This window comes from Shouchella oshimensis, from assembly GCF_004375095.1.
GTDB classification, from domain to species: Bacteria; Bacillota; Bacilli; order Bacillales; family Bacillaceae_D; genus Shouchella; species Shouchella oshimensis.
Map to the genome: position 1 here is coordinate 541161 of NZ_SNUX01000004.1, position 12926 is coordinate 554086.

General features: G+C 39.4%; 12 protein-coding genes. 5 read left to right on the top strand and 7 right to left on the bottom strand.

Translation table 11 applies throughout. From position 1 onward, the window contains the following. Positions 1-11: 11 nt before the first annotated feature. Positions 12-839, bottom strand: coding sequence for a spermidine synthase (gene speE / locus E2L03_RS18235; protein ID WP_095150963.1), 828 nt, complete (start codon positions 837-839; stop codon positions 12-14). A gap of 141 nt (positions 840-980) precedes the next feature. On the opposite strand from speE, the gene E2L03_RS18240 reads away from it, so the two are divergent. Next, positions 981-3083 carry a transglycosylase domain-containing protein gene (locus E2L03_RS18240; protein ID WP_236702345.1) on the top strand — a complete coding sequence of 701 codons (2103 nt, stop codon included), beginning with the start codon at positions 981-983 and terminating at the stop codon, positions 3081-3083. A 43-nt stretch (positions 3084-3126) separates the two neighbouring features. Here the strand turns inward: E2L03_RS18240 and E2L03_RS18245 are convergent, their stop codons facing one another. Then, positions 3127-3948 carry a GNAT family N-acetyltransferase gene (locus E2L03_RS18245; protein ID WP_051667685.1) on the bottom strand — a complete coding sequence of 274 codons (822 nt, stop codon included), beginning with the start codon at positions 3946-3948 and terminating at the stop codon, positions 3127-3129. Positions 3949-4630: 682 nt separating this feature from the next. Between E2L03_RS18245 and pepF the strand changes: the two genes are divergently transcribed. Further along, complete coding sequence (gene pepF, locus E2L03_RS18250; RefSeq protein WP_134260011.1) at positions 4631-6418, top strand: oligoendopeptidase F; 1788 nt, start codon at positions 4631-4633, stop codon at positions 6416-6418. Between the two features lie 115 nt (positions 6419-6533). Here pepF and E2L03_RS18255 read toward each other — a convergent pair whose 3' ends face one another. Further along, positions 6534-7079 carry a YwhD family protein gene (locus E2L03_RS18255; protein WP_176463695.1) on the bottom strand — a complete coding sequence of 182 codons (546 nt, stop codon included), beginning with the start codon at positions 7077-7079 and terminating at the stop codon, positions 6534-6536. 240 nt (positions 7080-7319) lie between these two features. Between E2L03_RS18255 and E2L03_RS18260 the strand changes: the two genes are divergently transcribed. Genes E2L03_RS18260 through thmT form a run of 3 tightly spaced genes read left to right on the top strand, consistent with a single transcriptional unit; the run spans position 7320 to position 9326 of the window. Next, complete coding sequence (locus E2L03_RS18260; protein ID WP_134260013.1) at positions 7320-8405, top strand: processed acidic surface protein; 1086 nt, start codon at positions 7320-7322, stop codon at positions 8403-8405. 3 nt (positions 8406-8408) lie between these two features. Then, on the top strand, positions 8409-9086 hold the full coding sequence (gene srtD, locus E2L03_RS18265; protein WP_078439997.1) for a class D sortase, LPxTATN-specific: 678 nt from the start codon (positions 8409-8411) through the stop codon (positions 9084-9086). 54 nt (positions 9087-9140) lie between these two features. Further along, complete coding sequence (gene thmT, locus E2L03_RS18270; RefSeq protein ID WP_035394240.1) at positions 9141-9326, top strand: 2-hydroxymuconate tautomerase; 186 nt, start codon at positions 9141-9143, stop codon at positions 9324-9326. Positions 9327-9347: 21 nt separating this feature from the next. On the opposite strand, the gene E2L03_RS20685 is transcribed toward thmT, so the two are convergent. The 4 genes from E2L03_RS20685 to E2L03_RS18285 all read right to left on the bottom strand — a co-directional run bounded on the left by E2L03_RS20685 (position 9348) and on the right by E2L03_RS18285 (position 12777). After that, a complete protein-coding gene (locus E2L03_RS20685; RefSeq protein WP_208394371.1) occupies positions 9348-9515 on the bottom strand; it encodes a hypothetical protein in 168 nt (55 codons plus the stop codon). A gap of 121 nt (positions 9516-9636) precedes the next feature. Further along, entirely contained in the window at positions 9637-10137 is a 501-nt protein-coding gene (locus tag E2L03_RS18275; protein ID WP_134260015.1) for a YwgA family protein, read from the bottom strand. An 11-nt stretch (positions 10138-10148) separates the two neighbouring features. Next, complete coding sequence (locus E2L03_RS18280; RefSeq protein ID WP_134260017.1) at positions 10149-11429, bottom strand: HD domain-containing protein; 1281 nt, start codon at positions 11427-11429, stop codon at positions 10149-10151. Between the two features lie 112 nt (positions 11430-11541). Further along, entirely contained in the window at positions 11542-12777 is a 1236-nt protein-coding gene (locus tag E2L03_RS18285) for a dicarboxylate/amino acid:cation symporter (protein ID WP_038484177.1), read from the bottom strand. Positions 12778-12926 lie beyond the last annotated feature (149 nt).

Genomic DNA, 12926 nt, shown 5'->3' on the forward strand with positions numbered 1-12926 from the left:
CAGGTCACTCCTTACTTCAATAAATCTTGCACAAATTTAGGTAATACAAAAGCAGCGTTATGAATGTCTTTTGTATAGTATTTTGTGTCAATCTCATGAAAACGAGTCGCTTCCACTTTTAAAGGGTCGTGTTTTTTTGAACCGATTGTGAATGTCCACATGCCACTAGGATATGTAGGGATGTTACATGTATACAAGCGTGTAATCGGGAAAATTTCTTGTACATCTTTGTATACATTTGTAATAAGGTCTTGATGGAACCAAGGGTTATCGGTCTGTGCTACGAAAATCCCGTCTTCTTTTAATGCTTTTGATATCCCTTCATAAAAACCTCGTTCAAATAACTTAGCAGCAGGACCAACTGGCTCGGTTGAATCAACCATAATGACATCATATTCGTTTTCTGAATTTGCAATATGCATAAACCCGTCGTCTACTTGAACATCCACACGAGCATCCTCAAGGGCACAAGCAATGGTTGGTAAATATTTTTTGGAGTACTCAATCACTTTCCCATCAATATCAACAAGAGTGGCTTTTTCAACTGATGGATGCTTAATGACCTCGCGAATCGCTCCGCCATCCCCACCACCTACTACTAATACATGCTTTGGATTAGGGTGTGTAAATAATGGAACGTGTGTCACCATTTCGTGATACACAAATTCATCCTTTTCTGTTGTCATTACCATACCATCTAATAACAACATATTTCCGAATTCTTCTGTCTCCACCATATCTAGTTGCTGAAACGCCGTCTTTTCAGAATGCAGCGTGCGTTTAATTTTCATCGTAATGCCAAATCGTTCTGTTTGTTTTTCTGTAAACCAAAATTCCACTATTGTCACCTCATTTAGTTAAAACCATGTGTCCATGATTTCTTTGCTAAGAGCAAGTATAGCGGATGAGAGCGGAATTGCAACTCTTGTTTAAAAATCTGCTTTTTTTTCCAAACTAGTAAAGAGATGATGAACGAAAGGGTGAGCAAGTTGATTCCAGCAACAAGAGGCAATAAAAAACGCTTTAAACAAGTAAAATTGTTGACTAAATACTGCCTAATTGCAATTATGTGCATCATTATAAGCATCCTTGCGCTCTTATCCTATGCTAGAATGCAAGGTCCTCCACCAATTGAACTTGCTTTCCCTAATCAATTCTTAGCGAACGATGGTTCTATGATTGATCGTGAAGAAGCAGGTCAAAATCGAAAAACCGTCCCGTTAAACGAGGTATCACCCTATTTAATAGATGCTACAATTGCTGTGGAAGACCGGAAATTTTATTCCCATTATGGATTTGACCTTAAACGTATTGGTGGAGCGCTCCTAGCGAACCTGCAATCTGGTTCAAAAGGACAAGGTGCTAGCACAATCACACAGCAATACGCTCGTAACTTATACTTATCCCATGAGAAAACGTATGTGCGAAAGTGGAATGAGCTTGTTTATTCACTTCGATTAGAAATGAACTATTCGAAAGATGACATTTTGGCGGGCTACTTAAATACCATTTATTATGGACATGGTAACTACGGTATTGAAGCGGCTTCTTCTCACTTCTTCGGAAAAAATGCGAAGAACCTCTCTTTAGCAGAAGCGGCTATGCTAGCAGGTGTGCCGAAAGGACCCAGCTATTATTCCCCATTAAATGACTTGGAGCGAGCGACGTCCCGCCAGCATACTATCTTAAACAGCATGGTGGAGGCAGGCTTTATTACAACCGAAGAAGCTTCCTTAGCGAAAGAAGAAAAACTCCAATTTACCGATCAAAAGGATCTTGAAGCACAAGAGCTTGCTCCTTATTTTCAAGACCATGTAAAAGCCTTAATGAAAGACTACACTCAACTTACAGAACAACAGTTAAAAGTAGGAGGATTAAGCGTTCAGACAACACTGGATCCTACTCTCCAGCAACAAGCAGAAGATCTTATTGAGCATTATATGCCGGAAGGTGATTTGCAAGTGGCACTTGTTGCCATTGACCCTCGAACAAGCGAGGTGAAGGCACTTGTAGGAGGAAAAGAATATGAGGATAGTTCTTATAATCGAGCGACACAATCGAAGCGACATCCTGGCTCGACGATGAAACCGTTCCTTTACTATGCAGCACTTGAAAATGGCTTCACGCCAATGACAACATTTCTTAGTGAACCAACCTCTTTCACATTTGATGAAGGTCGAGATTCTTACGAGCCTAGTAATTATAACGATATTTATGCGAACGATTTTATTACAATGCTCGAAGCGATTTCCTACTCTGATAACATTTACGCAGTGAAAACCCATTTGTCTATCGGGGAGGAAGAACTTGTAAAAGTTGCAGAAACCGTTGGCTTAGGTAAACTCAAACAACTACCCTCTCTTGCTCTTGGTGCACAGCCCGTATCCATTATTGATATGGCCAATGCGTATACACCACTTGCAAACGGGGGGAAAATCCATGCACCAGTGTTTATTCGTCATATTACGGATGGAGAGGGTAAGAAGATATATGAACCAACTAACTCACAGCAGCAAGTACTTCGAGCTGACACAGCGTTTATTTTAACGGATATGATGAAAGGTGTATTTGAACCAGAACTAAATAGCTATACGTCGGTAACTGGTGGCAGTGTAGCAAAGAAATTGACTCATCCGACTGCTGGTAAGTCAGGATCTACCCCCCGCGATAGCTGGATGATTGGTTACACGCCACAGCTTGTCACAGTTGTTTGGACTGGCTACGATGAGAAGAAAGACATTAATCAATTTACAGAAGGCCAAATTGCTAAACGGATCTGGGCAGATTTCATGCAGTCTGCCATGGAAGATGAACTGACGCTTCCGTTCTCTCGCCCTCCTGGGGTTGTTATGAAAACAGTCGATCCTCATACTGGATTGCTTACGAATGACTCTTGTCCTGGAGGAAGACCCACCGCTTTCTTAATGGGAACAGAACCGCTCGAATCCTGCAGTAAGCTGGAAGAATTAGAACCAATTGAAGAAGAACCAGATCAAGACAAGGGCATTTTCAGACGCTTCTTTCGTTGGATTGGTGGAAATGAAGTCGAAACAGATCAGTGGGAACGGCGAGAACAAGAATAAAACGACAAAGAGTATGGATCTAATTAAGATCCATACTCTTTATTCATGCTTTATAACGATAATATGCTTGGGCACCTTCTACAGTGAACCCACATTTTTTATATAATGACAACGCCTGCTCGTTTGACGTCACAACATCTAACCAAACTGTTTTTCCGTTTCGAACTTCACGATGGACAATATCCGTTAACACAGCTCGACCAATACCTTTGCCGCGCTCCTCTTTCTTAATGACAAAGCCGTAAATCCAACTCTCTTCTTTTTGACGCTGTACTCTTAATTTCCCAACTACTTCACCAGCAGCTTCAACAATATAAGTTCCATTTACTTCGTCTGGTCTCAAATGATTTGTTTCTTCCATAGATAATCCAAAACCCTCTTTATCTAAGCATTGAATGGATGCTTGATCACTTGAAACAGCTGGACGAATTCGAATGCCCTCCTTTGAACAAGGCATTGGTATTTCGCGACAAACCATCTGATGCTCAGAAAACTGATAGACAGACCCAACGGCCCGACAAAAAGCATGACCATTCGTAGCGTTTTCAGGAGTGTTAATCAGAAAAGATGCTGCCTGCTGTTGCCAATCGCTGAGCGCTTGAGTCATTAAATGGCGGGCAATGCCTCTCCGTCTGTATTCTGGGTCAACAAGACACAAGCATTCAACTTTTTTCCCAAATGGAAAAACTGCTAAATACCCAAGTAATGTACCTTTTTCATCATAATGAAAGTAATCTTCCGTTTTAGACTCAGAACGATTTTGTTGAGCAAGCATATCCCAATTCATTTTTAACTTCGTCTTATCATAATGTTCTACCTTCTGCTGCAGCGCATGAATTGCTTTTCGTTGCTCTGGGGCAAGCATCTTTTTCACCACCTTTTCTCATCAGTATAGCACAGAAAACGGTTATAATTTTCATTTTAATTACGTGTGATCGACTATTTTTTAAAAGCTTTGAATGTTTCCATATCTTTTGCCGAGAAATTTTATTTGCCTGGAATGTTGATTTCAGTAAGGCATACTTTGTTTACCCACTTCTTTGATCATTCACATTTTCTTTATGCGCATAGAAAAATAATGTGCCATACACTGGGATTACAGATATAAATATCATCATCCTATCTACTAATAATGCTATTACGAGTGAAATTACAAGTATTACTATTCCTAAGTAAGTATACATCTTTGCTTTAGACATTAATTATCACCCCTCTTTATAAAAATGAATAAGCCGTAAAAACACGAGAATGCAGCTAGAGAATATTCTTCTCACTGACCCAAACTTTTTATTCTTTGCTATGATTCACTTTCACTAGATATTTACGCACTCATAACATCTCTCGAACTTATTAGAAAGTTCACTATGTAACTCATTCAACGATAAAAAGTATAATCCTATCTAAAAAATTCAATTGTCTAACGAAAAATATATTTTTTAAGCTGACAAATCACCTGAAATGTTTTTAAAATGTTAGATTCAAACATAATTTACCGCTTGCGTGCTACACTAGAACGAATACGCTATTAACTTCGAAGGGGTGTCTAGATGACGACATATTCAACACGAAAAGAAGTCCCTGATCATGAAAAGTGGGATTTGACCGATTTATTTAACAATGAACAGGAATGGCGCGCTAAATTAGAAGAATGCGAAAGCATCTGTGACAAATTACAAACATATGATGGTGCTATTACAAGTGGCTCCGATTTGTTAGCCTACTTAAAAACACAAGAAGAGCTTTCATTTCATTTGCGAAAAGTATTTGCCTATACCATGTTTTTAACCGACATTGATACAAGGGATTCCCATGCACAAACGTTAAACGATCGCACAACAAAGCTTGGAGTGAAAGTAAGTGAATCAACGGCGTTTTTCATGCCATTCCTCTTAAGCTTGAACGAGGAGACGCTTCGTTCTTACTTAAAAGAAGAAAAAGAACTTGAGTATTTCGAAGACGAACTATGGAAATCGTTTCGTTTTAAAGACCATGTTCTTACAAAAGAAAAAGAAGAACTTCTTTCGCAACTGAGTGAATCGTTTCAAGCTCCTGGCGCAACATTTAGTATGTTGAATAATGCAGACATACAATTTGGTGACGTAACCAATGAAAAAGGAGAAAAAGTTCAGTTAACAAGAGGCATGTATGCAAAGTTAATTGAAGACGAAGATCGAAATAAAAGAAAAGAAGCGTATAAAGCTTATTATAAGCCGTACATTGAACTAAATAATACGATTGCTACAACCCTCGGTGCGGAAATTAAAAAGAATGCAACCATGGCGAAAGTACGCAACTATGAGTCGGCTCTGCAAAAAGCTCTTTTTGCGGACGATATTGATCCTGCTGTATACGATCAGTTAATTTCGGCAGCGAGGAACCATATTCAACCATTACATGAGTACAGTCGATTTCGTAAGGAAAAGCTTGGTGTTGACGAACTACGTCAATACGACTTAAATGCATCCATTGTACCTGGTGTCAAAGCTGACATTCCGTATGAGGAAGCATACAGCACGATGATTCATGCTTTACAGCCATTAGGTGAGGAGTACGTTGAGCGTTTAAAAGAATTTAAAGATAAACGCTATATTGATGTAAGGGAAACACCTGCCAAGCGTTCAGGCGCTTACAATATGGGCGTTTACGGTGTCCATCCATTTGTTCTCTTAAATCATCACGATGATTTAAACAGCTTATTTACACTTGTTCATGAAATGGGTCACGCACTACACAGTCATTATTCAAGCAAACATCAACCTCAAATAACTGCAAGCTATCGCATTTTTGTTGCAGAAGTAGCATCGACAGTAAACGAAGTTTTGCTAATTAACTATTTGTTAAATGAAACGACGGATGAGAAAATGAGAGCTTACTTGTTAAATCATTTCATTGAACAATTCCGCGGTACCTTTTTCACGCAAGTAATGTTTGCTGATTTTGAGAAGCAAACCCATGAAAAAGCAGAAAACGGTGAATCGCTAAATGCAGAAAACTTAAATACACTATATGAAGAGCTTTTCCGCCTTTATAACGGTCCAGATATTGTATTTGATGATGAGGTGAAATATGGGTGGTCTCGCATCCCTCACTTCTATCGTGCCTTTTATGTATACCAATACGCAACAGGATTCGCCTCAGCCATTCAAATTGCCACTAAGATTTTAGATGGCGATAAAGACGTCCTTGAATCGTATTTAACGTTCCTTAAAAGCGGAAGCTCAGCTGACCCACTTGAGCTCCTTAAAGCGGTAGGAGTCGATTTAACCACTCCTGAACCAATCGAAGCAGCAATGAAAAAATTCGCAGAGCTTGTAGACGAATTGAAAAAACTATAAAAAAACAGCCGAGGGGTATACGTACACCCTCGGCTGCTTTTTTGTCCTAGCACTAGTAAGCGTAAAACAAAGACATTAAAAGAACAATAGATCTTATCCTTTATTCACAATTTGTTCAAATTTTTAACGCTTCTTGCAACGTTGATGATGCATTCCAAATGTCTTCACTATGTCCTTTTAAGAAATCAGCTAACACTTTACGAGAAGAGGCATCCATATCTTCAACCGATACTTTTCCTTTTAATGCTTTGTCCATCTGATTCACATGCTCTGGCATGCTTTTATAGCCACGTTTTGCCCCTTTGTTTACTGTCATATAGCAGGCGGAAACGCCACTGTAATAAGGTTTTTTATCTTTTGTCTCAATTGTAATCCAAACTAGCCAATAACGCTTCATACCTTCTGTTGGGACATCTTCGAGGGTTGGAATAAACTTCACCCGTTTTTCAACAACAGAACGTGCATGAAGCGCCCCCATATCAACAAACGCCTCTTGTTCATCAATATTAATAAACAATGGCGTCATATGATCTAAGTTAATGAGACCAGCTCCGTATCCACCATGGCCATCTGTCGCATCAGAATCGTTACTAAGAATCGTAAAGTTTGAAGACTTCTTCGCCTTCTTCAAATTATTATTATTGAGCAAATCCACGATCATCCGCCCTCTCTAGTTTCATCATTCATGAATTCATTGTATCATAAGTTGATTTTCAGATCATTCACTATACCATGCACGAATAATTTGGAGCATTTAGAAGGATTTTGTCGCATTTCTGTGCATATACGAACTAATTCTAAATTTTTTCTAAAATTTTCGATATTATGGTGACAAATGAATGGATATCACTATATAATTACCTTGCAAGAAAAATATGACAACTGAATATAGGGGGAACACATGAAAAAATTATTGTCCTTATCACTTATTTTTACATTGCTTTTATCTCTTATTGCACCGAGTCTTAGTTTTGCCCACTCATTAGATCAGGACGAGCTAAATGAGTACTTAGCGTACATAGACATGACTGAAGAAGAGCTTGAAATATATTTAAATGATCGCTGGCAAATCGCTTTAGACGAGTTTAGTACAGTCGAAGAATTAGAGGATTATTTAGGTGACTTATTAACTGAAGAAAGTTATTATCAACTTTTAGAAGATTACGGAGTTTCTGAAGATGATTTCTTAGCTTTATTAGAAGAGTTAATGATTTCAATGGATTACTTTATTTTCTATGATGACTTAGATATGTTCCTATGGACACATTTTGGTGATGATGACTGGTATGAGTTTCCTGACTTATCGGGTTACTTAAAAGAGTTTAGCCTTAGTGATGAAGAATTATGGAACTTAATGATGCATTTCCTTGAAGTAAGAGAAACAAACCCACATTTATCAGCAGATTTGAACGCATTAAAAGAGCGTGGTTTTGCTTTCCGTGATGGCGCTTTTGAATCCATTACAGAATTAAACGCACAAGAAATTGCTGAACTTTTCGCAATTGGCGAAAAAGCAATTGATTTACTAAAATTACAACCAGCTTATTACGTTGACAAAGCTGGTCAAGACAAAAAACCAGTCGATTTAGCAGCTTTAGCGAAATCAGGTATTGAAAAAGAATATAAACTTCTTGTTGAATTGTATAATGAATCTGGCGACTTTTTAGCTGATTTTTATATCACTCCAGAGATGTTTAACTCCCATTTCGTTAAAGATATTTTAGATGATGTGAACAACATCGGTAAAGAAGTAGAAGAATCATTAAAAGAAACACCGAAAAACGGTGGCGAAGCACCAGCTAAAAAAGCGCCTACATCAGGTGGAGACAATAGTAGCGACACATCTAAAAAGCTGACAAAGACGGTTGATGGTGCGAAAATGCCTAAAACATCAAGCAACTACCCACTTTTCGCTTTACTTGGTCTTGGATTAATGGGAGCTGGCTTACTTGTATTCCGTCGTTCGATGAAGAAAGAGGCTGTATAAGTCGTGGCACGTTTTAAAAAGCGGAAACGAAACGTTAAAAAGACGATCTTAACGATTTTTGCTGTTCTGTTAATCGCTTTTGGTGCTTATCTTACAACAACTACAGGGTTTAAAATTCTACATGGCTATGCCCTTTACAAGTTCATGCCTACGGAAGAAACGTTGGTCGCCCACACCCTTTCAGGAAAAGGAGAGAGCGAGCCCGTTCTTGCCTCAACAATAAACCCTGAAGTGAGTGAGTGGCAGCCAAAAATCGGTGAAGTTATGGGGAAATTGACAATTCCTACGCTAAACTCAAGCTGGCCAATCATTCATGGCACTGGTGATGAGGAGCTTGATCGCGGGGTCGGTCATTTTGACGGGAGTGTCCTACCTGGTGAAAATGACAACAGCGTCTTATCCGGTCATAACAACACCGTCTTTCATCATTTAGGCGATGTAGGTGAAGGAGACGAGATTATCGTGGAAACAAAGAGCGGTGTGTTTACCTATCAAGTCCACACCGTTCGCATTGTTGATGAGGATGATCGGACCGTTATTGTTTCCACAGACGATGCGCAACTAACGTTAACGACTTGTTATCCATTTCATGTTGTTGGTTTTGCACCTGAACGTTATGTTCTTGTTGCAGACCTCGTTGATTCACAGTTTAATCAGTCTTTAGCCCTTTTTACTGAATAAAAGAAAACTCCTTTCTGGTATACTCAACGTATGCTATAAGAAGGGAGTTTTTTTATGCCAATCGTAACCATTCAAATGCTTGAAGGTCGCAGTGATGACCAAAAGCGAGCACTCGTTGAGCAAGTAACTGCAGCGGTCTCAGAAACAACACAAGCTCCAAAAGAGCGAATCTCGGTTATCATTGATGAAATGAAGCCGACTAATTTCGGAGTTGCAGGGGTTCGACAAAGCGATCAATAAAAGTAAAAAGGAGCGTTCCCATTACGGACACTCCTTTTTACTATGCGCATCTCTATGATGTTTGCGCACGTAGTGTGATATAAAAAACCAATTTAACAGAATGACCGCAACAACAGTCAAACCCATCATTGGTGACGATAAAATTAAGATTAGAATTAACGGGATGCCCACAGCGAACATAAGTAGCATGAATGTAAAGCTGAGCAAAGATGGCGCCACCTTTCTTCTCTTGTCATGGTGTTCTCTTGCCTTTAGTGTATACAACGATACGCGCCATAACTACAAAACTGCTGTAAAATAAAATGTAAGACTATGAACCTTCATAGAATACTTGACGTTCCCTTAGCGTTGTTAAATAAGTTTCCGCATGGAGCCACTCTTGATCTGAATAGCGAGAGATAAGATGAGGATCACGAACACCATCGCCTTCCATTTGCTGAAAATAAAGCAGAGCTGCCATTTGTTCAAGGGTTGCTAGTGACTGTTCGTTTAAAGATTTATACATAGAAGTATAACTGTCTTTTTCTTTCTTTGTCCGCAATGTATGTAAAAATTTTTCTCCCTCTTCTGTTAATACATAAACAGCATCAACATTGTGCTGTTCCTCTTGAAGAAAATGGAGATTGCACAGCTCTTCCAATCGTACAAATAAATCTTCCGAATAAGGACCTAACCGGTGATAGCGATATTTTTCAGCAAACGGAGCTCCAAAGGACTTAGCAATGTAAATGATTTTCTGCAGCTTCTTATGTTCAATCGTTTTCTCACATAAAGAAAAAAGGTTCAATACTTGTGCATGATGGGTTAGCACGTTACCCCTCCTCACATTTGTTCCAAAATAGATTCAATTTTAAGCCTAATCGTAGTGTCAAGTGTGGCAATCGTATCAGCCGGGTAATAGAGCTTATGATCCGTTCGTTTCTTTCCTGAGATGGATTCAACTACATCTGACTCGCTTGAGAGCTCCTTTAATTGGCCGTTTTTCATGAGAAGTTGAATCGGTACCCTCTGCTCTTCCCCGGGCCTGTATACGTCATATGGCAAGTCTGAGGAGGAATCCATTTCCAAATAGTAATCTGGGTCCATTCCAGCTTCCCAAAATAGTTCTTGCAGAGCTATTATATCGGTTAACCGCTCGTTCGGATGACATTCTACATACGCAAACAAACGTCGATTTAAAAACCGATGACATAAGTCTTCCAAGATTGGATCTTCTTCTTTTTGCCAACACTGAAAATAATAGTGCATCACAGATTCATCTAATTGTAAATAATCTTCAATTGTCATTGCGTTCGAGAAAATCGACTCAAAATGATGAGGAGGCTGTTTAAACGGATACCCCTCTTCGTGCAACACTTTTACCCGTTTCAGAATCTTACTAAGGATTACTTCAGAGCTTCTCGTAACCGGATGAAAATATACTTGCCAGTACATTTGATAGCGACTCATAATATAGTCTTCTACGGCGTGCATACCACTCGCTTTTACAACGACTTGATCGCCCATCGGTCTCATTACCCGCAAAATGCGCTCCAAATCAAATTGACCGTAGCTCACACCGGTATAATAAGCGTCCCTTAATAAATAATCCATCCGATCTGCATCAATTTGACTTGAGATCATACTCGTTACAAGCTTGTTTGCAGACGTCTTCTCAATGACGGCAGCAACCTCTTTCGGGAAATCTGCATGTACGTGACGAAGCACCTCGTTCACCTCTGTGTCACCGAGAATAATCAACCTCGTCCATTCTTCATGATCCGTATCAAATACTTTTTCAAACGAATGGGAGAACGGTCCGTGCCCAATATCATGGAGTAAGGCTGCGCTAAGCGCTAAAAGTCGATCCTCATCATTCCACATCGGTTTATCGCTAAAGTTGGTGATTAATCGCCTCATGATTTCATAAACACCGAGGGAGTGATTAAATCGGGAATGCTCCGCACCATGGAAGGTAAACGATGTCGTCCCTAATTGACGAACCCTTCGCAAACGCTGAAATTCACTCGTTCCAATTAAATCCCACAGCAACTTATCCTGCACGTGTATATAGCGATGAACAGGATCTTTAAACACTTTTTCTTCTGTCAGCCTTATGGACATGTTTCTCCCCCCTTTTATCCCTCTTATTATAAAGTTTCTCCTTCTTTAAAAAAAGGCTTGATCTCATAAAAAAAACTCAAACCGAAGAATCGGTTTGAGTTTCGTTAGTGAGTTAAGCAGAGATTTCGCCCCGCCGCTTTTCGTTTCGATCGACAATAACCGCTAGAACCGCATCACCTGTAATGTTTACAGCTGTTCTCATCATATCAAGTAAACGGTCAATACCAATAATTAAACCAATAGCATCTGGCGGCAATCCTACTGAAGTTAAGACCATAGCAAGCATAATCATGCCGACACCAGGCACCCCTGCTGTTCCGATACTTGCCAGTGTCGCCGTTAAAACGATAATAAGCATTTGAGTGATCGTTAAATCGACCCCATACACTTGGGCAATAAAGACGGTTGCCACAGCTTGCATAATACCTGTACCGTCCATATTAATGGTCGCCCCAAGGGGTTGAACAAATCCAGACACTTGCTTGGAGACACCTAAGTTTTCTTGAGCAGATTTCATCGACAAAGGGAGCACAGCATTTGAACTAGACAAACTAAATGCCATTGTCATTGCTGGTGCAAAGCCTTTAAAGAACTTCACAGGACTCATTTTTCCTAAGAAGTACACAATTAATCCATATACGATAAAACCATGGAAAATTAATACACCTGTAACTGTAAGGAAGTAAGACAATAGCGAGCCTACTGCTTCCCATCCTGCTTCACCAAGAGCAGATGCAATTAGTGCAAAGGCACCAATCGGAGCAAAGGCCATGACGAATGTAACGATCTTCATCATAATGTCGTTAGCTTGTACAAAAAATACTTTGACTGTTTCTACTTTTTTACCGAGCATGGCCATAGCAAGTCCAACAAATATAGCAAACGAAATAATTTGGAGCATTTCCATATTCGCCATTGATTCAATTGGGTTATTTGGAATAATATTGACTAAAGTATCCATAATTGGTACAGAATCAGCTACTTCATAATCCTCAGCAATGCCATCACCGAGAAGTCCTGGTGAACCTGGCTGAACAATTTGAGCGGCAATAATTCCAATGGTTAATGAGATAGCAGAAGTAGCAAGAAAGAAAATAACCGTTTGTATGCCCATTCGTCCGAGTTGCTTTGGGCTTCCTAAATCAGAAATACCTACAACCAGCGAGAAGAATACAAGCGGAACAACCACCATCATTATGAGACGTAAAAAGACCGTACCGGCTGGATCTAATAGATATTGATTTAACCAGTTAAATACATCTTGCGAAAAATAAGGCAAAATAAGACCTAATAACGCACCAAATAATAAACCTAATAAAATATTCCGTGTAAGCTTGTTCTTATCCATTTAACTTCCCCCAAACGTATTCGACATTCTTTCTATTCCATTTTCTATTTTCTACAATCTTCACAAACATTTTCTAAATCGCTTACTTTTTGTAAAACTTTTTTCAGTATAACGGCTGGACTCAAATTGCGCAACTTCCTTTTTATAGG

Coding starts and splice junctions, on each gene's coding strand:
- E2L03_RS18245 (WP_051667685.1), bottom strand. CDS start 3,948: ATGCTTGCCCCAGAGCAACGAAAAGCAATTCATGCGCTGCAGCAGAAG.
- pepF (WP_134260011.1), top strand. CDS start 4,631: ATGACGACATATTCAACACGAAAAGAAGTCCCTGATCATGAAAAGTGG.
- E2L03_RS18255 (WP_176463695.1), bottom strand. CDS start 7,079: ATGATCGTGGATTTGCTCAATAATAATAATTTGAAGAAGGCGAAGAAG.
- E2L03_RS18260 (WP_134260013.1), top strand. CDS start 7,320: ATGAAAAAATTATTGTCCTTATCACTTATTTTTACATTGCTTTTATCT.
- thmT (WP_035394240.1), top strand. CDS start 9,141: ATGCCAATCGTAACCATTCAAATGCTTGAAGGTCGCAGTGATGACCAA.
- E2L03_RS20685 (WP_208394371.1), bottom strand. CDS start 9,515: ATGCTACTTATGTTCGCTGTGGGCATCCCGTTAATTCTAATCTTAATT.
- E2L03_RS18280 (WP_134260017.1), bottom strand. CDS start 11,429: ATGTCCATAAGGCTGACAGAAGAAAAAGTGTTTAAAGATCCTGTTCAT.
- E2L03_RS18285 (WP_038484177.1), bottom strand. CDS start 12,777: ATGGATAAGAACAAGCTTACACGGAATATTTTATTAGGTTTATTATTT.